Origin of the sequence: Neisseria sp. GT4A_CT1 (assembly GCF_000227275.1) — a bacterium.
GTDB lineage: Bacteria > Pseudomonadota > Gammaproteobacteria > Burkholderiales > Neisseriaceae > Neisseria.
This window is the reverse complement of the sequence record NZ_JH164964.1, coordinates 554,272-573,786: the sequence shown is the minus strand read 5'-3', so window position 1 is coordinate 573,786 and position 19,515 is coordinate 554,272. Positions and strand designations below refer to the sequence as shown.

At 52.1% G+C, this 19,515-nt stretch carries 23 protein-coding genes and 2 pseudogenes; 16 read left to right on the top strand and 9 right to left on the bottom strand.

The genetic code is table 11. The annotated features are described in order from the left end of the window. The 15 genes and pseudogenes from HMPREF1028_RS02690 to HMPREF1028_RS14400 all read left to right on the top strand — a co-directional run. A partial coding sequence (locus HMPREF1028_RS02690) for an FAD:protein FMN transferase (RefSeq protein WP_009311241.1) occupies positions 1 to 482 on the top strand: 482 nt, incomplete at its 5' end. Positions 483 to 539: 57 nt separating this feature from the next. Beyond that, positions 540 to 1,565: a tetraacyldisaccharide 4'-kinase gene (gene lpxK / locus HMPREF1028_RS02685; RefSeq protein ID WP_009311240.1), complete on the top strand. Its 1,026-nt coding sequence runs from the start codon at positions 540 to 542 to the stop codon at positions 1,563 to 1,565. A gap of 48 nt (positions 1,566 to 1,613) precedes the next feature. Further along, on the top strand, positions 1,614 to 2,150 hold the full coding sequence (locus HMPREF1028_RS02680) for a DUF2059 domain-containing protein (RefSeq protein ID WP_009311239.1): 537 nt from the start codon (positions 1,614 to 1,616) through the stop codon (positions 2,148 to 2,150). 20 nt (positions 2,151 to 2,170) lie between these two features. Then, positions 2,171 to 2,746 (top strand): DUF2059 domain-containing protein, encoded by a 576-nt coding sequence (locus HMPREF1028_RS02675; protein WP_009311238.1) that lies wholly within the window; start codon positions 2,171 to 2,173, stop codon positions 2,744 to 2,746. Between the two features lie 94 nt (positions 2,747 to 2,840). Beyond that, positions 2,841 to 3,023, top strand: coding sequence for a Trm112 family protein (locus HMPREF1028_RS02670; RefSeq protein WP_002221286.1), 183 nt, complete (start codon positions 2,841 to 2,843; stop codon positions 3,021 to 3,023). Further along, on the top strand, positions 3,020 to 3,781 hold the full coding sequence (kdsB, locus tag HMPREF1028_RS02665; RefSeq protein WP_009311237.1) for a 3-deoxy-manno-octulosonate cytidylyltransferase: 762 nt from the start codon (positions 3,020 to 3,022) through the stop codon (positions 3,779 to 3,781). The genes HMPREF1028_RS02670 and kdsB overlap by 4 nt, the downstream gene beginning before the upstream one ends. A gap of 138 nt (positions 3,782 to 3,919) precedes the next feature. Next, positions 3,920 to 4,861, top strand: coding sequence for a DUF2971 domain-containing protein (locus HMPREF1028_RS02660; protein ID WP_009311236.1), 942 nt, complete (start codon positions 3,920 to 3,922; stop codon positions 4,859 to 4,861). A gap of 62 nt (positions 4,862 to 4,923) precedes the next feature. Beyond that, positions 4,924 to 5,430, top strand: coding sequence for a hypothetical protein (locus HMPREF1028_RS02655; RefSeq protein WP_009311235.1), 507 nt, complete (start codon positions 4,924 to 4,926; stop codon positions 5,428 to 5,430). 94 nt (positions 5,431 to 5,524) lie between these two features. After that, positions 5,525 to 6,172, top strand: coding sequence for an adenylate kinase (adk, locus tag HMPREF1028_RS02650; RefSeq protein WP_009311234.1), 648 nt, complete (start codon positions 5,525 to 5,527; stop codon positions 6,170 to 6,172). Between the two features lie 458 nt (positions 6,173 to 6,630). After that, positions 6,631 to 7,362 carry an orotidine-5'-phosphate decarboxylase gene (pyrF, locus tag HMPREF1028_RS02645; protein ID WP_009311233.1) on the top strand — a complete coding sequence of 244 codons (732 nt, stop codon included), beginning with the start codon at positions 6,631 to 6,633 and terminating at the stop codon, positions 7,360 to 7,362. 13 nt (positions 7,363 to 7,375) lie between these two features. After that, a complete protein-coding gene (locus HMPREF1028_RS02640) occupies positions 7,376 to 8,026 on the top strand; it encodes an NAD(P)H-binding protein (RefSeq protein WP_009311232.1) in 651 nt (216 codons plus the stop codon). Positions 8,027 to 8,070: 44 nt separating this feature from the next. Beyond that, on the top strand, positions 8,071 to 9,033 hold the full coding sequence (gene hldA / locus HMPREF1028_RS02635) for an ADP-heptose synthase (protein ID WP_009311231.1): 963 nt from the start codon (positions 8,071 to 8,073) through the stop codon (positions 9,031 to 9,033). Positions 9,034 to 9,122: 89 nt separating this feature from the next. Further along, positions 9,123 to 10,127 carry an ADP-glyceromanno-heptose 6-epimerase gene (gene rfaD, locus HMPREF1028_RS02630; protein ID WP_009311230.1) on the top strand — a complete coding sequence of 335 codons (1,005 nt, stop codon included), beginning with the start codon at positions 9,123 to 9,125 and terminating at the stop codon, positions 10,125 to 10,127. Between the two features lie 126 nt (positions 10,128 to 10,253). Beyond that, positions 10,254 to 11,603 carry an exodeoxyribonuclease VII large subunit gene (xseA, locus tag HMPREF1028_RS02625; RefSeq protein WP_009311229.1) on the top strand — a complete coding sequence of 450 codons (1,350 nt, stop codon included), beginning with the start codon at positions 10,254 to 10,256 and terminating at the stop codon, positions 11,601 to 11,603. A gap of 97 nt (positions 11,604 to 11,700) precedes the next feature. Next, positions 11,701 to 11,814 (top strand): annotated as a pseudogene (locus tag HMPREF1028_RS14400) (IS5/IS1182 family transposase); the annotation flags it as partial. A 210-nt stretch (positions 11,815 to 12,024) separates the two neighbouring features. On the opposite strand, the gene HMPREF1028_RS02615 reads toward HMPREF1028_RS14400, so the two are convergent. The 6 genes from HMPREF1028_RS02615 to ylqF form a co-directional block, all read right to left on the bottom strand. After that, a complete protein-coding gene (locus tag HMPREF1028_RS02615) occupies positions 12,025 to 12,504 on the bottom strand; it encodes a copper chaperone PCu(A)C (RefSeq protein WP_009311228.1) in 480 nt (159 codons plus the stop codon). Between the two features lie 193 nt (positions 12,505 to 12,697). After that, positions 12,698 to 13,090 (bottom strand): diacylglycerol kinase, encoded by a 393-nt coding sequence (locus HMPREF1028_RS02610; protein ID WP_003756111.1) that lies wholly within the window; start codon positions 13,088 to 13,090, stop codon positions 12,698 to 12,700. A 153-nt stretch (positions 13,091 to 13,243) separates the two neighbouring features. Beyond that, positions 13,244 to 14,200: a glutathione synthase gene (gshB, locus tag HMPREF1028_RS02605; protein WP_009311227.1), complete on the bottom strand. Its 957-nt coding sequence runs from the start codon at positions 14,198 to 14,200 to the stop codon at positions 13,244 to 13,246. Positions 14,201 to 14,350: 150 nt separating this feature from the next. After that, on the bottom strand, positions 14,351 to 16,012 hold the full coding sequence (recN, locus tag HMPREF1028_RS02600) for a DNA repair protein RecN (protein ID WP_009311226.1): 1,662 nt from the start codon (positions 16,010 to 16,012) through the stop codon (positions 14,351 to 14,353). Positions 16,013 to 16,213: 201 nt separating this feature from the next. Continuing rightward, the gene (locus HMPREF1028_RS02595; RefSeq protein ID WP_009311225.1) at positions 16,214 to 16,816 is read right to left on the bottom strand and encodes an SMC-Scp complex subunit ScpB; all 603 of its coding nucleotides are present in this window, start codon (positions 16,814 to 16,816) and stop codon (positions 16,214 to 16,216) included. A 175-nt stretch (positions 16,817 to 16,991) separates the two neighbouring features. Continuing rightward, a complete protein-coding gene (gene ylqF / locus HMPREF1028_RS02590; RefSeq protein WP_009311224.1) occupies positions 16,992 to 17,933 on the bottom strand; it encodes a ribosome biogenesis GTPase YlqF in 942 nt (313 codons plus the stop codon). Positions 17,934 to 17,936: 3 nt separating this feature from the next. On the opposite strand from ylqF, the gene HMPREF1028_RS15690 reads away from it, so the two are divergent. Further along, positions 17,937 to 18,071: a hypothetical protein gene (locus HMPREF1028_RS15690; protein ID WP_283118856.1), complete on the top strand. Its 135-nt coding sequence runs from the start codon at positions 17,937 to 17,939 to the stop codon at positions 18,069 to 18,071. Positions 18,072 to 18,088: 17 nt separating this feature from the next. Here the strand turns inward: HMPREF1028_RS15690 and HMPREF1028_RS02585 are convergent, their stop codons facing one another. From HMPREF1028_RS02585 to HMPREF1028_RS02575, 3 genes and pseudogenes are all read right to left on the bottom strand, one after another. After that, positions 18,089 to 18,319, bottom strand: coding sequence for a hypothetical protein (locus HMPREF1028_RS02585; RefSeq protein WP_009311223.1), 231 nt, complete (start codon positions 18,317 to 18,319; stop codon positions 18,089 to 18,091). A gap of 43 nt (positions 18,320 to 18,362) precedes the next feature. Next, the gene (gene rapZ, locus HMPREF1028_RS02580; RefSeq protein WP_003756091.1) at positions 18,363 to 19,217 is read right to left on the bottom strand and encodes an RNase adapter RapZ; all 855 of its coding nucleotides are present in this window, start codon (positions 19,215 to 19,217) and stop codon (positions 18,363 to 18,365) included. Next, positions 19,198 to 19,515: pseudogene (locus tag HMPREF1028_RS02575) on the bottom strand (HPr kinase/phosphorylase); the annotation flags it as partial. The gene rapZ and the pseudogene HMPREF1028_RS02575, both read right to left, overlap by 20 nt.

Sequence of the window (19,515 nt, the reverse complement as noted above, 5' to 3'; positions counted from 1 at the left end):
TCTTCGAACAAAAAGGCATGGGCTTATCCCTCAACGGCATCGCCCAAGGCTACATTACCGACAAAATCACCGCCCTGCTGCAACAACACGGCATCCACCAAGCCCTCGTCGATATGGGCGAAATCCGCGGCTTCGACACCGACAACCAACGCACATGGAACGTCGGCATCCGCAATCCCCAAAACGAAGAAGCCACCCTCCTGACCATCCCCATACAAAACCAAGCCTTCGCCACCTCAGGCGGCTACGGTACCGTGATGGACGAAGCCGGCAAGTTCACCCACCTCTTCGACCCGCGCACCGGTACTGCTACCCCGCGCTACCGCAGCGTCAGCGTCATGGCGCCGACTGCCGCCGTTGCCGATGCCTTCTCCACCGCGTTCTCCATCATGGACGAAGCCGCCATCCGTACCGCCGCGCGCGCCAAACAGGCAAAAGTCTGGCTGGTCATGCCCGACAACCGCATCGAAACCCTAGCCTGAACGACTTATCCGCTAAAATGGTGTACTACAAAGAAACGCAGCTACAAGGTCGTCTGAATGCCCAAACTCCATCAAATCATCGAACGCCATTGGCAACGCCCCAATCCGTTTTTATCTCTCCTGCTCAAACCCTTATCCAAGCTGTTTGCCAAAATTGCGGCAAAACGGCGCGATGATTTCGTTTCAGGTCGTCTGAAAAGCGAAAAGCTGCCTGTGCCTGTGGTCGTGGTCGGCAATATCCACGCGGGCGGGACGGGGAAAACGCCGATTGTCGCCGCGCTGGTGTCGGGCTTGCAGGAAAAAGGCATCAAGGTCGGCATCATCAGTAGGGGCTACGGGCGCAAAAGTAAGGCGGTTCATGTATTGAATGCCGCGAGCCGTGCGGAAGATGCGGGCGACGAGCCTTTGCTGCTGTTCCGTAAAACCGGCGCGCCGACGGCGGTGGGCAGCAGCCGTGCGGAGGCAGGCAGGGCGTTGCTGGCGGCGCACCCCGACATCGGGCTGATTGTGGCGGACGACGGCTTGCAGCATTACGCCCTGCGGCGGGATGTGGAAATCGCGGTGTTTCCGGCGGCGGATACGGGGCGGACGGATTTGGATTTGCTGCCCAACGGCAGTTTGCGCGAACCTTTGTCGCGTCTGGATTCGGTGGATGCAGTCGTTGTTAGCGGAGGCAAGGCGGATGCGTCATTTGCGCCGTCTAAAAATATGTTTCACAGCCGCATCGAAACGGGACAAATTTACCGTTTGAACAAGCCGTCTGAAATACTGGACACAGGCCGTCTGAAAAATCAAACCGTCGCCGCCGTGGCGGGCATCGCTAAGCCGGAGCGTTTTTTCGATTCGCTGCGGAACATGGGCATCACGTTGAACCAAACCGTCGCGCTGCCCGACCATGCCGACATCGCCGCGGCAGACTTGCCCAATGCGGACGCGGTGATTATTACGGAAAAGGATGCGGTCAAGTTTTCAGACGGCCTCAATCTGAACCATGTATGGGTATTGCCCGTTTATGCGATAATCGAACCTGATTTGGCGGCGTTTGTGTCGGAACAGCTGAAAGATTCGCGACAGGTCGTCTGAAATCAATTGATTCTTTGTTGCTGTTTGTCTTGAATAATAAGGAAATTTATGAACCTGAAGAAACTGCTGCTCACTTTCGTTGCCATTGCCGCCTGTTCCGCCGCAACAGCCGCGCCCCCAAGCGATAAGTCTTTAAATAGATGGATGGAAGTCCAGCATATCGAACGCGACTTTCTCAAAAATTTGACCAACATGGCGGAAGCACAAAACCGACAGCTCATGCAACCGATCATCTCCTCATATCCACCGGAACTGCAGCCGCAATTACAAGCCGCGTCAGACCGTTATATGAACAAAGTGTTTAAAGCTTATTTCACACCGCAACTTAGAAACAAATTAATGAAAGAAATAAAAAAAGTTGCCAAGGACGAGTTCACTCAACAAGAGATTGATGCCATGATTGCGTTTTACGAGACTCCCGTAGGACAATCTATCGTGGAGAAAAATTCGGTATTCATAAAAAAACTCGCCAATATAGGGGCAAGCGAAGCGGATATGAAAGAAATAGAAACAATTAGCGAACACTACCTAATTGAATTTGAAAACGAAATTAAAAAAATATTGTCTGAAGAATGTACCCCCTAAACCTTAAACAGGAGAAAAAGATGAAACTGAAAACCTTGTTATTGCCCTTCGCCGCGCTGGCATTGTGTGCCAACGCATTTGCCGCTACACCCAGCGACGCGTCGCTGGAGCGTCTGTTTGAAGTGCAGAAGATGGATGCCTTGTTGGAACAGTCTTTCCAAAGCATGGAAGGCATTGTGCTTTCCGATCCGAATGTACAGAAATTTTTGAAAGATGCGCCGGAAGACAAACGTCCGCAGTTGGAAGCAGTCTTGAAAAAGTATGCAACCCGGTCGATTGCCGAAATCAATACGCCGCAAGTACGTGCCCAGTTGCGTAAAGCGGCTTTAGACGGCATGAAGACGGTTTATACGCAAGAAGAAGTCAACGCATTGATTGGCTTTTACAGCACGGCAGTAGGCCAATCGATAATGGATAAAACGCCGCGCTATCTTGAGGCAACGATGAAACCGATGATGAACATCCTTGCCGGCAAATACACCCAATCCAACGAAAGCGCAAACCTGAGGCGCGAAATCCGCCAAATCATGTGCAACGGCAAAAATCCTGCCCAAACCTGCGCCAAACAGCCGAACAAACCGGCACGGAAAAAATAATGCCGCTTGAGGTCGTCTGAAAACGAGCGAAGCGAGTTTCGCCAAAACGAGCGAAGCGAGCTTCGCTAAAACCATCAAACCCGAAAGAAACCCCATGGAAAAAAAATTCTTAGACATCCTCGTCTGCCCCGTTACCAAAGGCAGGCTGGAATATCATCAGGACAAACAGGAATTGTGGAGCCGTCAGGCGAAGCTTGCCTATCCGATTAAAGACGGCATTCCCTATATGCTGGAAAACGAAGCGCGAGCGTTGAGCGAAGAGGAACTCAAAGCATGACCGAATTTGTCGTATTGATTCCGGCGCGGCTGGATTCATCGCGCCTGCCCGGAAAAGCCTTGGCGGACATCCACGGCAAACCGATGGTCGTGCGCGTTGCCGAACAGGCGGCAAAAAGCAAAGCAGCGCGCGTCGTCGTTGCCACCGACCATCCCGATATTCAGACGGCCTGTCAGGCGCACGGCGTCGAAGTCGTCATGACTTCAAACCGGCACGAAAGCGGCACGACGCGCCTTGCCGAAGCCGCCGCCGCGCTGAAACTGCCGCAACATCTGGTGGTCGTCAACGTACAGGGCGACGAGCCGCTGATTGCCCCCGAACTCATCGACCGCACCGCCGAAGTTTTAGTGGAAAACAACGTGCAGATGGCGACCGCGGCGCACGAATTGCACGATTTCGACGAATTTATGAATCCCAACGTCGTCAAAGTCGTCCTCGACAAAAACCGCAACGCCATCTACTTCAGCCGCGCCCCGATTCCCTATCCGCGCGATGCCATGCGCGCCGAAAAACGCGAATTGCCCACCGAAACCGCCGTCCTGCGCCATATCGGCATCTACGCCTACCGCGCCGGCTTCCTGCAACGCTACGCCGAAATGAGCGTCTCGCCGCTGGAAACCATTGAATCGCTGGAACAACTGCGCGTCCTGTGGCACGGCTACCCGATTGCCGTCGAAACCGCCAAAGAAGCCCCCGCCGCCGGTGTGGATACTCAAGAGGATTTGGACAGGGTCAGGGCTGCGTTCGAGGTCGTCTGAAAACTGGCAAGTTTCAATAATTCAACCTCCCTCTTTCTTTGGAAGAAGGTAACCGTGGCGAGGGCTCAGCTCTCGCCACGGACTATGGAAAACGAGTTCAATCATTCAAAAAATTTGAAAATAAAAATAGGAAGAACAATGAAAATTAATGAATATTCTAAATTTAGGGACTTAAATTATGGAAAAGATGATGATAATTTTGAAAATTTTTGGAAGAAAAATAAACATACAAAAAGTATTTTTGAAAATTCAGAACTCTTTGCGCAGAATTATAAAAAGTTTAATGATGTCGATGAGTGTGTTTATTTAGTTGATAAATCCATTAGCAAAACCTTAACGGATAAAATCTATAATGAAAAACAAGAAAACGTTATTTGTTGTTTTTCTTCTAGTAAAATTATAGGTACTTATGGAGAAGAGTTGATGTGGGCTCATTATGCCAATAGCTCAAAAGGTATAAGAATTGACTTTACAATTGATAAGGAGTTTGAAGATATATATGTTAAGAAAGTAGAATATAAGCCAAAAAAACAATTTAATAATGGTGCACAATTAAAAGAAGAATTAAATAATAATAAGTTAGAAAATATAATGTGTCGTAAAAGCAAAGCTTGGGCATATGAGAAAGAGCATAGGGCAATTTTTCATAAAGATGGTATTCCTTTGGAAGAAGGGAAAAAGCTTGAACCTTTCATTTTTCCAATAAATATTAAGGCAATCACTTTTGGCCGTGGTTGCGGTTTTTTTCCTGATAAAAAACCTGATGTAGAAGCATATGATTTTAAGCAAGAACAGAAGAATGCTGAAAAGCATATTTTAAAAATTGCAAGCTTTATATATAAAGTTCTAAAAGAAAGTAATAAATATAAAGATAGTATGCCAGAATTTTATCGTTATGAAGATAAATATTCATTAAAGACAATTAAAATAGAAGAAAATGAATTATCAAAAGAAATGAAAAAAATACAAAATAAATCACAAGACAAAATACAGAAACTAAGCCAAAAAATAGTTCAATTACAAAAAGAAATAGTCGATTTAGAAAAGGAAATAGTTAATTTGAAAAAAGCTAAGCAGTGAACCTGAAATAAAAAACAACCCGATAATCCGTTCTACCCAAAACACCGACAGAAAGCCCTTATATGACCGATTTACGCCATTTGAGCCGCGAAGAGCAAAAACTGCTTGCCGATGTTACCCTGCTGGTTCAAAACGACGACCAAGAGTTTAACTATGAAATGTTGAAAGCCGCCGCGCCGGACGAAGCCAGCGGCGAGTTTTGGTTCCGTATGGCGGAAACGCTCAGCACGCTGCCGCCCAACCGTTCGCTGGATTTGCGTTTGAACGGCGGCAGGCTGACGGTTGCCGTGTCGATTTTGTCGGTTTTGCTGCAAGACAGCCCCGAGATTCCGCAGCTTTGGGCGCAAAAGGTGATTGCGCTCAACTATCTGGCTCACGGACATCAGACGCGCGCGCTCGGTTTGGCGCAGCAGGCGGACAAGGCGGCGGAAGCCAACGAGGAAGAGTATTTGGCAAAGACTTTATCGCAAAACCTGCTTTCCACTTTGAAAGACGCATTGGAGCGTTTTCCCGAAGACACATGGTTTGCCGAAATGCGCGATGACGTATGGAAACATTTCGGTGAGTAACAGGTCGTCTGAAGTTTTGAACGATAAACGCAAGCCGTGTAAAATCATTTGAATCACGTTTCAAATCCATATCATTTAACAAGAAGGAACAACCATGAAAGTATTATTGTTAGGCGCGCCGGGCGCGGGCAAAGGCACTCAGGCTCAATTCATCACCGCTGCGTTCGGCATTCCGCAAATTTCCACCGGCGATATGCTCCGCGCTGCGATTAAAGCAGGCACGCCGCTGGGTTGGGAAGCGAAAAAAATCATTGACGAAGGCGGCTTAGTGCGCGACGACATCATCATCGGCATGGTGAAAGAACGCATCGCGCAAGACGACTGCAAAAACGGTTTCCTGTTTGACGGTTTCCCGCGCACGCTGGCACAAGCCGAAGCGATGGTTGAAGCAGGCGTGGATTTGGACGCCGTGGTTGAAATCGACGTACCTGACAGCGTGATTGTCGACCGCATGAGCGGCCGCCGCGTTCACTTGGCTTCCGGCCGCACCTACCACGTTACCTACAATCCGCCCAAAGTCGAAGGCAAAGACGACGTAACCGGCGAAGATTTGATTCAGCGCGACGACGACAAAGAAGAAACCGTCAAAAAACGCCTTGCCGTTTACCACGAGCAAACCGAAGTGCTGGTCGATTTTTACAGCAAGCTGGAAGGCGAACATGCGCCGAAATACATCAAGGTTGACGGTACTCAGCCGGTAGAAGCCGTGAAAGCCGAAATATTGGGCGCATTGGGCAAATAAATCGAAAAGGTCGTCTGAAAACAAAACAGAAAGTCAGGTTTTCAGACGACCTGTTTTTGACAAACAGCGTGTTGCAACCGAAAAATAATCATTCGGCGTCATTCCCGCGCAGGCGGGAATCCATTTCTGAATTTGGGCAATCGCTGTTTAAATCTGATGAACTGAGTTTTATCAATGGATTCCCGCCTGCGCGGGAATGACGGCTGATGTGCCGGTTCAAATTTATCCGAAACAGTTTGTCGGAGGCTTGAGTCCGCGTAGGTCGGACATCAATGCCCGACCTACGGTTTGAATTTACGTTGTTATAGTGGATTAACAAAAATCAGGACAAGGCGACGAAGCCGCAGACAGTACAGATAGTACGGCAAGGCGAGGCAACGCCGTACTGGTTTAAAGTTAATACACTATACTGCGAAAAAGACGATAAAGGTCGTCTGAAAACCCGAAACGAAAACACCATGAATCCTTTAATCACCGACTTCCAAACTCCGCAACAACGCACCCCCGTCATCGTTGCCCTTGATTTTGCCAACGAAAAAGACACGCTCGGATTCGTCCGCAACCTTGATCCGACGTTGTGCCAAATCAAAATCGGCAAAGAGCTGTTTACCGCCACGGGGCGCAGTTTGGCGGAAAGCCTGATTCATCAGGGTTTCAAACTTTTTCTCGATTTGAAATATCACGACATTCCCCACACCGTCGCGCAGGCGTGCAAAGTCGCCGCCGACATGGGCGTGTGGATGGTCGATATGCACGCATCGGGCGGCCGCCGCATGATGGAAGCCGCCGCCGAAGCCGTTGCCGGATACGGCACGAAGCCGCTCTTAATCGGCGTAACCGTGTTAACCAGCATGGAACAAAGCGATTTGGCAGAAATCGGTTTGAACATCGCCCCTGAAGAGCAAGTCATCCGTTTGGCGAAACTGGCGCAAAGTTCGGGCTTAGACGGCGTGGTCTGTTCCGCCCAGGAAGCCGCACCGCTGCGCCGCGAATTGGGACAGGATTTTGTCTTGGTAACGCCCGGCATCCGTTTGGACGTTGCCGGCAACAACGACGACCAACGCCGCATCATGACGCCCGCCGAGGCATTGGCGGCAGGTTCAACTTATCTGGTGATGGGCCGCCCCGTTACCCAAGCCGCCGATCCGGTAGCCGTATTGCGCGAAGTGAACCGCGTGGCGAACGCTTAAGGTCGTCTGAAATATGAGAGCCATCGTCATCGGGGCAACCGGCGCAACAGGCAAATCCCTGTTGCCCTTGCTGACAGCACATTCGGAAATCGAGCGTATAGACTGCTTCGGACGCAGAAATCCCGATTTTTCCCATCCCAAGCTGTGCGCTCATCAGATTGACTTTGCCCAGATTGAAACATGGCGTGATGAAGTGCAGGGAGATGTGTTGTTTGCCTGCTTGGGCACGACTTTGAAAGCGGCAGGCAGCAAAGAGGCGCAATGGGCTGTCGATTACGAAGCGAATCTTGAGTTTGCCAAAGCTGCACGAAAAAACGGCGTAAAAACCTTGGTTTTGGTTTCCGCTTCCGGCGCAAATGCCGCTTCACGCCTGTTTTATCCAAGGATGAAAGGCGAATTGGAGCAGGCATTAATTGCTTTGAACTTTCCGCACCTCATCATTTTCCGTCCGCCATTGCTGATTCGTCCGAATAGCGACCGCTTGGGCGAAAAAGTTACCAAACGGATTTTGTACGGACTCAACCGCATCGGTCTGTTGAAAAACCAACGCCCGCTTGCCGTTGAGACATTGGCAAAAGCCATGCTGAAGGTGGCTTTGAGACCGCCTGAACATTCAGTGCAGGTATATGAACCTCAAGATATTTTCAGACTTTCGGACGGATAATCCGAATACGCAGTTTTGCAGAAAATTTTAACAACGGAGCCAGTATGGTTACCAAGTTCCAACAAGAAACCCTCAAATCCCGTTTCGCGCAAGCCAAAGTCCTTGTTGTCGGCGACGTGATGCTCGACCGCTATTGGTTTGGCGACGTGTCCCGTATTTCGCCCGAAGCGCCCGTGCCGGTAGCGAAAATCGGACGTATCGACCAACGGGCGGGCGGTGCGGCGAATGTTGCGCGCAACATCGCTTCGCTGGGCGGCAAAGCAGGGCTGTTGTCGGTAACTGGCGACGACGAAGCCGCCAACGCACTCGACGCGCTGATGGCGCAGGACGGCGTCGCCTCCTATCTGATGCGCGACAAACAAATCGCCACCACCGTCAAACTGCGCGTCGTCGCCCGCAACCAGCAGCTTATCCGCCTTGATTTTGAAGAACATCCCAACCGCGAAGTGTTGGAGCAAATCAAGCAGAAATACCGTGAAGTATTGCCCGAATACGACGCAATCATTTTTTCAGACTACGGCAAAGGCGGCCTGTCGCACATCTCCGATATGATAGATTGGGCGAAACATGCCGGTAAAACCGTATTAATCGACCCCAAAGGCGACGATTACGAAAAATACGCAGGCGCCACGCTGATTACGCCCAACCGCGCCGAATTGAAAGAAGTGGTCGGCAGTTGGAAAAACGAAAGCGAGCTGACCGAAAAAGCGCAAAACCTGCGCCGCCACCTCGACCTGACCGCCGTTTTACTGACCCGAAGCGAAGAGGGCATGACCCTGTTCAGCGAAGGCGAACCCATTTACCAGCCCACCCGCGCCCAGGAAGTTTACGACGTATCCGGCGCAGGCGACACCGTCATTGCCGGAGTGGGTTTGGGGCTGGCGGCAGGCTACACCATGCCCGAAGCCATGCACCTCGCCAATACCGCCGCCGGCGTCGTCGTCGCCAAACTCGGCACGGCGGTTTGCTCGTTTGCAGAGTTGAATAAAGCATTGGAAGAGCAGTAATTTCTTTTTCAGACGACCCCGTCTTTCCAAGGTCGTCTGAAACGAGTGCAACGAGTTTCGCTAAAACCAAAAATCAAAGGAAACCCAATATGACCATCATCGTAACAGGCGCGGCCGGCTTTATCGGCAGCAATATCGTCAAAGCCCTCAACCAACGCGGCATTACCGACATCGTCGCCGTCGACAACCTGACTCGTGGCGAAAAATTCAAAAACCTTGCCGAGTGCGAAATCGCCCACTACCTCGACAAACACGAATTCATCCGCCAAGTGCGCGGCCATCTTCTGCCTTACGAAAACATCGAAGCCGTCTTCCACCAAGGCGCATGTTCCGACACCATGAACCACGACGGCCTCTACATGATGGACAACAACTACCAGTACACGCTCGACCTTTTGGACTGGTGTCAGGATGAACGCATCCCCTTCCTCTACGCCTCCAGTGCCGCCGTGTACGGCAAAGGCGAAATCTTCCGCGAAGAGCGCGAACTTGAAAAACCGCTCAACGTGTACGGCTACTCCAAATTCCTGTTTGACCAAGTATTGCGCCGCCGCATGAAAGAAGGCCTGACCGCCCAAGTCGTCGGCTTCCGCTACTTCAACGTTTACGGACAACACGAACAACACAAAGGCCGCATGGCATCCGTCGCCTTCCACCATTTCAACCAATACCGCGAACACGGTTACGTCAACCTGTTCGGAGCCAACGACGGCTACGGCAACGGCGAACAAACCCGCGACTTCGTCAGCGTCGAAGACGTCGCCAAAGTCAACCTCTACTTCTTCGACCACCCCGAACTCTCCGGCATCTACAACCTCGGCACCGGCCGCAGCCAACAGTTCAACGAACTCGCCGCCGCCACCGTCAACGCCTGCCGTGCCGCTGAAGGCAAACCTGAATTGAGCTTAAAAGAGCTGATAGAAGAAGAACTTATCCGCTACGTCCCCTTCCCCGACGCGCTCAAAGGCAAATACCAAAGCTTCACCCAAGCCGACATTGCCAAACTGCGCGAAGCCGGATACAAGGAAGAATTTTTGGATGTCAAAGCAGGCGTCGAGCGCTACGTCAAATGGATGCTGGAAAATTTGGCTTAATTTGAAATGCCCATAAAAGAGGTCGTCTGAAAACTCGGATTTGAGGTTTTCAGACGACCTTTCCCATACAAACCTCGTCTGAAACCCCTTATAATCCAACCTTTCCCCTTTCTTCCCGCCCTCCCAATGTCCGAACTCTTCGCGCCCTCCTCCATTTCCGTATCCGAACTCAACGCCCTCGCCAAAGCCTTGCTGGAAGACCATCTTGCCGGTTTGTGGATTGCGGGCGAAGTGTCCAACCTGACCCGTGCCGCCAGCGGACATTATTATTTCTCGCTCAAAGACAGCCGCGCTCAGGTGCGTTGCGCGATGTTTAAAGGTGCGGCGGCGCGTTTGGCGAAACCTTTGAAAGAAGGCGACCATATCGAAGTGGCGGGCAAAATCAGTATTTACGAGGCGCGGGGCGAATTTCAGATTACCGTGAACGAGGTGCGGCTAAAAGGCTTGGGACAACTTTACGAAGCCTACGAGCGGCTGAAGGCGCAGTTGCAGGCGGAAGGCGCGTTTGCGGCGGAACGCAAGAAACCTTTGCCCGCCCGAGCGCAATGTATCGGCATCGTAACCAGTCTGGCGGCGGCGGCATTGCGCGATGTCGTTACCACCTTGAAACGCCGCGCGCCCGAAATTCCCGTCATCGTTTATCCAACCGCCGTTCAAGGCTCGGGCAGCGAGTTTCAGATTGCCCAAGCGATTAAAACCGCATCGCAACGCGCCGAATGCGATGTGTTGATTGTCTGTCGCGGCGGTGGCAGCATTGAAGACTTATGGGCGTTTAACGAAGAGCCGGTCGTGCACGCCATCGAAGCCTGCGCGATTCCCATCGTCAGCGGCGTGGGACACGAAACCGATTTCACGCTTGCCGATTTCGTTTCCGACGTGCGCGCACCCACGCCGACCGGCGCGGCGGAACTGGTCAGCCCCAACCGCCAAGAATCGTTACACCGCCTCGCCCAGGCCAAAGGTCGTCTGAAAACCGTTTTGGAACAACGCTATTTCGATGCCAGCCAAAAACTTGACTGGCTCGCGCGGCAAATCCGCCACCCGCGCCAAAAACTCGACGAGCAGCGCACCTATATCCACAAACTGGCGCAAACCCTGTCCTACTCAATGACGCAAAATGTCCGCGCCCACACCGCCCGTTTCGAACGCCAAACCCAAGCCCTGAAACATTGCCGCCCCGATATTTCCGTTTACCGGCAAGACATCGACCGCTTTCAGACGACCTTGTCGCACGCCTTCCGCCAACTGCTTGCCCGCCGCCGCCAAAGCCTGACCGCCCAAACCGCCCTGCTCGAAGCCGTATCGCCGCAGCAGATTTTAGAGCGCGGCTTCTCCGTCGTCAAAAACACACGCGGACAAGTCATCCGCAACGCCGATGTTTTAAAGCAAGGGCAGAAACTGCACATCACTTTTGCCGACGGCGAAACCGACGTGCGCGTGACCAAAGAACAGGCGCAGCAGGAATTGTTTGATTAATCGCCGGCTTGAATGAAGAAGGTCGTCTGAAAACGAGCGTGGCAAGTTTTCAGACGACCTTTTGATTTTGATGGAAGGCAAGAAACAGGACTATCGTGAACTCAGATATAGTGGATTAAATTTGAATCAGGACAAGGCGACGAAGCCGCAGACAGTACAGATAGTACGGCAAGGCGAGGCAATGTCGTACTGGTTTAAAGTTAATCCACTATAAATACCGCAAAACCTGCCTTCCCCACCCCATCTCCTGCCGGACCAAATTTGGCGCAGATTACCGAATGCAGTGATTACCGCTTGACTGAATATTCAAACAAAACATCTTGATTTCAATCTAAAAATATTGCACCGACTCAAATTTAATCCAAACAAAAAGGTCGTCTGAAAATATTCAGACGACCTTTTGAGTTCAAACGATGAACGATTAGTGCTGATGCGCGCCACCGTGGTCATGACCATGACCGTGATCCATGCCGGATTGCGGCGCGGTTTTCACTTCCAGTTGTACGGTTTGAGGTTTGGCATTTTTGAATTTCAGGGTAACCGGTACTTTTTCGCCTTCTTTCAGCGGTTTTTTCAGACCCATGAACATAACGTGGTAGCTGCCCGGTTTCAGCTCGGTTACGCCTTTTGCCGCCAGCGGAACACCACCTTTGACTTCGCGCATGCGCATCACGCCGTTGTCGTTGACATGGGTATGCACTTCAACGCGATCGGCTACCGGGCTGCTGCCGCCGACCAAGAAGTCTTGTTTGGCTTCATCGTTGTGGATCTTCATGAACGCGCCGCCCATTTTCATACCTTCGACGGTGGCACGCGCCCAACCGTCTTCAACGTGAACACCGGCTGCGGAAGCGGTGGATACCAAACCTGCTGCGATCAGGGTTGCCAATAATTTTTTCATGTATTGCTCCTTTATGATGAAATGGGTGGTTTTGTTGCGGCAAAAGCTTTCCGCGCGACATTGCATGTCGGTAATACTGTTCTCATCCTACATGCAATGGTCGTCTGAATGCTTTGACTCAGATTAAACAAAATGATTCAAATTAATTCATGAGAATTAATACTTAGGAAGTATAAATCATCTCGAAGTAAATTTAAACATACCCGCGCCATAATGCGATCGCCCACACGATGCCCAGCATCGTCAAAGCGAGCAATTGCGCGGCGGAGCCGGCATCTTTGGCGCGTTTTGCCAATTCGTGTTTTTCGGTGGAAGTGTGGTCGACGGCGGCTTCGACGGCGGTGTTGAACAATTCGGTGATCAGCGAAACAAACGACGCAATAATCAGCAGCATTTTGGTCGCGGAGTCGAAATTGAGGATGAAGGTCAAGACAATCAAAATCAGGTTCAGCCACAATACTTGGCGGAACGCGCTTTCATAGCGGTAGGCGGCGGCAAGCCCGTCTTTGGAATAGCCGAATGCGTTGATGATGCGTTTGATACCGCTTTTACCTTTTTTATCGGCAGCGTAAGAAGATGGTTTCATAAGTAATGTTTGTATCAATATTTATATTTGTAAAAAGGGGTCGTCTGAAAACGAGCGAAGCGAGTTTCGCCAAAACGAGCGCAGCGGGTTTCGCTAAAACGAGCAAAGCGAGTTTTACTAAAACGGATTCGGGTTTCAGACGACCTTTCGGTATTATTGTTTGGACCAAGCTTCGACAGCGTCGGCAAACATCGCGGCGACGTCGAAGTTTTTTTGTTTCATGATTTCTTGGAAACCGGTCGGGCTGGTCACGTTGACTTCGGTCAGGTTGCGGCCGATGACGTCCAAACCTGCCAGCAAGATGCCGCGGCGTTTGAGTTCGGGGGCGAGAGTCTCGGCGATTTCTCGATCGCGTTCGCTCAATTCCTGCGCCACGCCGCGTCCGCCTGCCGCAAGATTGCCGCGTGTCTCGCCGTTTTGCGGAATACGCGCCAAAGCATAGGGGACGACTTCGCCGCCGATAATCAGGATGCGTTTGTCGCCGTAGACAATTTCGGGGATGTAGCGTTGCGCCATGATGGTGCGGGAATCAAGCTGCATCAGGGTTTCGAGGATGCTGCCGATGTTGGGATCTTTTTCGGTCAGGCGGAAAATGCCCATGCCGCCCATGCCGTCCAGCGGTTTGATGATGATGTCGCCGTGTTCTTTCAAAAATGCGCGGACATCGGCGGAACGGGTCGTAACCAGCGTAGGCGCGGTGAACTGGCTGAAATTCAAAATCGCCAGTTTTTCGTTGAAATCGCGCATGGCCTGTCCGCTGTTGAAGACTTTGGCGCCCTGCTGTTCCGCCAGCGTCAGGAATTGGGTGGCGTAGAGGTATTGCATATCGAACGGCGGGTCGGTGCGCATAATGACGGCATCGAAGTCTTTCAAGGTCGTCTGAACTTTGTCTGCCGCTTTAAACCACTCATGATCATCGTCGCTTTTTGCACCGAGAAACTCAAACAGCGCAGCCTGAGCCGTCACCAATCCTTGCTGTACGGACAATTCGCCGCTCAAGGTATGGAAAAGCTGCCAGCCGCGTTTTGCCATTTCGCGCATCATGGCGTAGGTGGTGTCTTTGTAGGTTTTGAAACTTGCCATCGGATCGGCAATAAACAGGACTTTCATGGGAACTTCCTTATAAACAAACGACGTAATCATACCTTGTATTGAGGTCGTCTGAAAGGGCGCGGGCGGTTTGGCAAAGAGGTCGTCTGAAAAGCGGTTTGTGAATGGTTACACAAACTTCCTTTTCAGACGACCTCTCCGATTCTGCGTTTAAGCGGCGGCAAGGCTGATTAACTCTGCCGCGTGGCTGCGGGTCGTGTCGGTAATGATTTCGCCGCCAAGCATACGGGCGATTTCTTCGATACGCTGCTGATGGTCCAACACACTGATTTCGCTGACGGTTTGTTCGCCTTCGCTGTGTTTGCGCACCTGCCAATGGTTTTCACCGCATGAAGCGACTTGCGGCAGGTGGGTCACGGCGAGCACCTGATGTTTTTTACCCAAAGCACGCAGTGCTTTGCCGACCATTTCTGCCACGCCGCCGCCGATACCGGTATCGACTTCATCAAAAATCAGCGTAGGGACTTGCGTGTATTGGCTGGTAACCACCTGCAAGGCAAGGCTGATGCGGGCAAGTTCGCCACCGGACGCGACTTTGTTCAGCGGACGGGACGGATTGCCTTTGTTGGCGGCAACTTGGAACTGTACCTGCTCCAAACCGTGCGCTGTGGGCGAAGACGGCAGCAGAACGATGTCGAAACGCGCGCCTTTCATGGCGAGATGCTGCATATGTCCGGTCGTTTCCTCGCCCAACCTGCCCGCCGCCTGATGGCGCATGGCGGAAAGAACATGAGCGGCCTCCTGATATTCGGCAAGGTTGCGGGCAACGGTTTGCGTCAACGCTTCCAAATCGGCAGCGGCTTGCAGGCTTTGCAGGCGCTCATCAATTTCAGCCAGCTTTTGCGGCAGGGCTTCAGGCTCGATGCGGTATTTCCGCGCCATCCCCATCAGCTCGCCCATGCGCTGCTCCTGCGCCGCCAATTCATTGGGATCGATGTCGCTTCGGCCTGCGACGTCGCGCATATTGGCACTGATTTCGCCCAATTCGGCTTCAATGCTCGCCAGCATATTCAGGCTTTCGGCAAAGCGCGGCTCAATGTTTTGCAGATTGGTCAACAGCTTTTGGCATTGATAAATTTGACGTTGGATGCCGTTGTCGCCATCGATGTAGTCGCCGACTTCTTCGGCAGCCTGCAACAGCTCGGCAGAATGGGCAAGACTGTCGTGGCTTTGGCTGAGGGCTTCCCATTCGCCTTGTTTGACGTCCAACTGGTTCAATTCGTTGAACTGCCATTCCAAACGCTCACGCTCGATAATGATGGTCTCGGCGTGTTCCTGCGCCTCTTGGAGGGCTTTTTTCGCATTGACCCAGTTTTGATAAAGCTGTCTGACAGTTTCCGCCTGCGCTTTGCTGCCCGCAAATGCGTCCAACAATTCGCGCTGGGCGGATTCTTGATTGAGGGAATGATGGGCGTTTTGCCCGTGGATGTCGATAAGCTGCCCGCCGACGGCTTTAAGCTGCGCCAGCGTGGCTGCCTGATTATTGATGAAGCTGCGGCTTTTCCCTTTGGCATCGATGATGCGGCGGATGCTGAGTTCTTCCGCGTCTTCGTCCAAAAAACCCTGTTCCTGCAATTGGGCTTTGAGATTGGGCAAAAGGCTGATGTCGAACAATGCCGACAACTGCGCTTCCTTCGCACCGCTGCGGACTTGGCTGTAATCGGCCTTATCGCCCAACAAAAGTCCGATTGCGTCCAGCGTAATCGATTTGCCCGCGCCTGTTTCGCCGGTCAAGACGGTAAAACCGCTTTGGAAATCCAGATTGAGGTTTTCAACAATGACAAAATCGCGCAGGGAAAGTGCCAACAGCATGGTAGTATTCCTTAGTAAATCGACCGCACATCGGCGGCTAACTTTAGATATGCTGATTATAACTAAGATTTTTTATAGTTTGAATAAGGTTTTCCTTATTTTATATCTAACAAACTGAATACAATGATATTATTTTTTAAAAAAAGGTCGTCTGAAAACCTATTTCCAGTTTTCAGACGACCTTTGCCAATCCTGCCTGATTTAATTAATCAGCCGCTCCGGCGTTTCTTCCTGCTCCTCTTCTTCGCCTGTCGGCGGCGTTTCGATCAATTCAGGCAAGACCAATTCGCCCAATTCCGTCAGCGGCGGCAAATCTTCCAAACTGTCCAAGCGCAAATCGCTCAAAAACGTCGGCGTCGTCGCCCACAATGCAGGCCGCCCGACCGAATCACGATGCCCGATCACTTCAATCCAGCCTCTGTCCTGCAAGGTCTGCATCACGTTCAGCGATACCGCCACGCCGCGTATGCCCTCGATATCGCCGCGCGTCACCGGCTGCTGGTAGGCAATAATCGCCAGCGTTTCCATCACGGCGCGGGAATAGCGCGGCGCACGCTGCTCCTGAAGGCTGCCCAGCCGCTCGAATGCCGCCTGAGCAATCTGAAACCGCCAGCCCTCGTGCGTATGCACCAGTTGCAACGCCCTACCCTGCCAACGCGTTTTCAACTGCGCCAACACGTCGATTAATTTGTCCTGCGACAGCGGCGGCACACACAATTCGCGCATGGATTTTTCGTTTAGGGGTTCGGTTTGGGTCAAAAGCGCAGCTTCAATCAGCACGTCGGGAGGGAGTTTTTCAGTCATAACGTTAAAATTTAATTGTTTTGATGTTTTCAGACGACCTTGAACAAGGACTCTTTTCAGTTTTATATGTTGGTTTTAAATTTTACAAACAGGTCGTCTGAAAATTTTTATTCTAAGGTTTCAGACGACCTTTTTGAGGGCAGTGAAACATCTTTTGGCATTCCACCATACCGCCCTACTCGTCCGCAGGCTTCTGCCCTTTGCGTTCTGCCTTCCTCGCTTCTCGAATGGCTTTGAGTTCGGCTTCTTTTTGGCGGGCTTTTTTGAGCCATGTTTCCCATTGGTTCGGCGTTTCGAGGGTGATTCTGCCGATTTTGCCTTCGCGGAAGTCGGTGAGGATGTTTTCGGCGGCTTTTTGGTAGTTGACCCGTCCGCCGCTGAGGACTGCGCCGCGTTTTTTGGCTATCCACTCGAGCCATGAGTTGTCGTCCCAGTGGCTGCTGGGGTCTTTGTCGGCTTGGTAGCGTTCTTGCAACATGGGGAGGTAGTGGCGGCGGAGGTAGTCTAGGAGCTCGAGGGCGACTTCTTCTTCGTCCAGCGCGTTGCGTCCGACTGCGCCGCCGGCGGCGAGGTTGTAGCCGCCTTCTTCGACGATGATTTTCGGCCACAGCATTCCGGGGGTGTCGTAGAGCCAGAAGTCGTCGGCGAGGAAAAGGCGTTGTTCGGCTTTGGTGATGCCGGGTTCGTTGCCGGTTTTGGCGGATTTTTTGCCTATCATGCCGTTGATGAGGGTAGATTTGCCGACGTTGGGGATGCCGCAGATGAGGACGCGCAGGGGTTTTTCTATGCCTTGGCGGTGGGGAATCATGGCGCGGCAGGCTTGGGTGATTTTGCCGTGCACGCCGGTTTCGGAGGAATCGAGGGCGATGGCGCGGGTATCGGGGCGGCTGTTGTAGTGTTCGAGCCAGATTTTGGTGCGTTCGGGGTCGGCAAGGTCTTGTTTGTTGAGGATTTTGAGTTTGGGTTTGCCTTTGGAAAGCTGGGCAAGCAGGGGGTTTTCGCTGGAGGCGGGCATACGTGCGTCCAGCATTTCAATCACCATGTCGACGCTTTTTGCGCGCTCGGCGATGGCTTTTTTTGCTTTGTTCATGTGGCCGGGAAACCATTGGATTGCCATGTTTTGTTCTTTCTGTCTGATTTGCGGTGGGGTCGTCTGAAAAGTGGTTCGGCGGTGTTTTCAGACGACCTGAGGTTTGTCCGTTTTCTGTGCAAAGGTCGTCTGAAAGCCTTCGCGGTTTTTCAGACGACCTTTTAGTTTGGGGCGCTCAAGGTTTAGAGGTTGCCGTGTTCGTAGCGGTAGTAGCCGGCTTCGTCCATACATTGTTCAAGGGATTTGGATTCGCGTCCGTGTTTGGCGTCGTGTTGCGCTTGTGATTTGCAGATGTTGATTTGGCGGGAAACGTCGGATTCGCTTGCGCCGGTGCGATGCCAGCGGTAGGCGGGGACTTCGGCGGCGCAGGCGGCGAGTGTGCAGGCGAGTGCGAGGGTGATGATGGGTTTCATGGTTTTCTCCTTTTATATCGAAAAGGTCGTCTGAAAAGGGGAATCAGCGTCCGGACAGGTTTTGCGCCTGTCTGTGGCGGACCAGCAGTTCGTAATGTCCTTGCAGGCGTTGGGCGAGTTTTTCGACGACATAGACGGAACGGTGCTGTCCGCCGGTACAGCCGATGGCGATGGTAACGTAGCTGCGGCTTTCTTTTTGCAGGCGCGGGAGCCAGTGGTTCATAAAGTGGTCGATGTCGTCCACCATTTCCTGCGCCAGGGGCTGCTGGTCGAGATACGCTTGAATGGGGGCATCCATGCCGGTGTAGGGGCGCAGCTCGGGATCGTAATAGGGATTGGGCAGGCTGCGCATATCGAACATGAAATCGGCGTTGTTCGGCACGCCATACTTGAAGCCGAAAGATTCGAGGATAACCAAAAGCCCCCTGCGCTCGATGTTGAGCCATTGTTGAACGGCATAACGCAGTTGCTGCGCGTTCATTTTGGATGTATCGATGCAGTAGGCGATGTCTTTGAGCGGGAACAGCCATTCGCGCTCTTTTTGCAGGCTTTCCAGCAGGGTAAGGTTCAGTCCCGACAGCGGATGGCCGCGCCGCGTTTCGGAAAAACGGCGCACCAGCACGCTTTCTTCTGCCTCCACAAACAATACTTCGACCTGATGGCCTTCATCGCGCAGGTATTGGATTTGCTCCTGCGCTTCCTGAATGTTGATGCCGGAGCGGACATCGACGCTCACGCCGAGTTTGGTTTCATCGGCGCGCTCGATATGGTGCAGCACCAGCGAAGGCAGCATTTCCAGCGGCAGGTTGTCCACGCAGAAATAGCCGAGGTCTTCAAGCTGTTTGAGGGCAACGGACTTGCCCGAGCCGGACAATCCGCTAATCAGGACGATTTTCATGGTTTTGTTCGTTTTCTTTGAGTTGTGTTTGATGGCGTTCGAGGAATTCTTTGGTACTGTCTTTGCCGCGCAACTGGAGGATGTAGTTGCGCACCGCCGCTTCAACCAATACGGCAAGGTTGCGGCCCACGGCGACAGGCAGGGTGACGGAACGGACGTTGACGTTGAGGATGGACTCGGTTTCCGTGCGTATGCTCAAGCGGTCGAGCTGCTTCATGTAATCGTCGTCGGCAGCGACCAGGTTGATAATCAACTGGAGGATTTTTTTCGGACGGATGGAGGTTTCGCCGAAAAATGT

What these genes read in the sequence shown, in the direction of transcription:
- lpxK (WP_009311240.1), top strand. Translation starts at nt 540, where the DNA reads ATGCCCAAACTCCATCAAATCATCGAACGCCATTGGCAACGCCCCAAT.
- HMPREF1028_RS02680 (WP_009311239.1), top strand. Translation starts at nt 1,614, where the DNA reads ATGAACCTGAAGAAACTGCTGCTCACTTTCGTTGCCATTGCCGCCTGT.
- HMPREF1028_RS02675 (WP_009311238.1), top strand. Translation starts at nt 2,171, where the DNA reads ATGAAACTGAAAACCTTGTTATTGCCCTTCGCCGCGCTGGCATTGTGT.
- HMPREF1028_RS02670 (WP_002221286.1), top strand. Translation starts at nt 2,841, where the DNA reads ATGGAAAAAAAATTCTTAGACATCCTCGTCTGCCCCGTTACCAAAGGC.
- kdsB (WP_009311237.1), top strand. Translation starts at nt 3,020, where the DNA reads ATGACCGAATTTGTCGTATTGATTCCGGCGCGGCTGGATTCATCGCGC.
- HMPREF1028_RS02660 (WP_009311236.1), top strand. Translation starts at nt 3,920, where the DNA reads ATGAAAATTAATGAATATTCTAAATTTAGGGACTTAAATTATGGAAAA.
- HMPREF1028_RS02655 (WP_009311235.1), top strand. Translation starts at nt 4,924, where the DNA reads ATGACCGATTTACGCCATTTGAGCCGCGAAGAGCAAAAACTGCTTGCC.
- adk (WP_009311234.1), top strand. Translation starts at nt 5,525, where the DNA reads ATGAAAGTATTATTGTTAGGCGCGCCGGGCGCGGGCAAAGGCACTCAG.
- pyrF (WP_009311233.1), top strand. Translation starts at nt 6,631, where the DNA reads ATGAATCCTTTAATCACCGACTTCCAAACTCCGCAACAACGCACCCCC.
- HMPREF1028_RS02640 (WP_009311232.1), top strand. Translation starts at nt 7,376, where the DNA reads ATGAGAGCCATCGTCATCGGGGCAACCGGCGCAACAGGCAAATCCCTG.
- hldA (WP_009311231.1), top strand. Translation starts at nt 8,071, where the DNA reads ATGGTTACCAAGTTCCAACAAGAAACCCTCAAATCCCGTTTCGCGCAA.
- rfaD (WP_009311230.1), top strand. Translation starts at nt 9,123, where the DNA reads ATGACCATCATCGTAACAGGCGCGGCCGGCTTTATCGGCAGCAATATC.
- xseA (WP_009311229.1), top strand. Translation starts at nt 10,254, where the DNA reads ATGTCCGAACTCTTCGCGCCCTCCTCCATTTCCGTATCCGAACTCAAC.
- HMPREF1028_RS02615 (WP_009311228.1), bottom strand. Translation starts at nt 12,504, where the DNA reads ATGAAAAAATTATTGGCAACCCTGATCGCAGCAGGTTTGGTATCCACC.
- HMPREF1028_RS02610 (WP_003756111.1), bottom strand. Translation starts at nt 13,090, where the DNA reads ATGAAACCATCTTCTTACGCTGCCGATAAAAAAGGTAAAAGCGGTATC.
- gshB (WP_009311227.1), bottom strand. Translation starts at nt 14,200, where the DNA reads ATGAAAGTCCTGTTTATTGCCGATCCGATGGCAAGTTTCAAAACCTAC.
- recN (WP_009311226.1), bottom strand. Translation starts at nt 16,012, where the DNA reads ATGCTGTTGGCACTTTCCCTGCGCGATTTTGTCATTGTTGAAAACCTC.
- HMPREF1028_RS02595 (WP_009311225.1), bottom strand. Translation starts at nt 16,816, where the DNA reads ATGACTGAAAAACTCCCTCCCGACGTGCTGATTGAAGCTGCGCTTTTG.
- ylqF (WP_009311224.1), bottom strand. Translation starts at nt 17,933, where the DNA reads ATGGCAATCCAATGGTTTCCCGGCCACATGAACAAAGCAAAAAAAGCC.
- HMPREF1028_RS02585 (WP_009311223.1), bottom strand. Translation starts at nt 18,319, where the DNA reads ATGAAACCCATCATCACCCTCGCACTCGCCTGCACACTCGCCGCCTGC.
- rapZ (WP_003756091.1), bottom strand. Translation starts at nt 19,217, where the DNA reads ATGAAAATCGTCCTGATTAGCGGATTGTCCGGCTCGGGCAAGTCCGTT.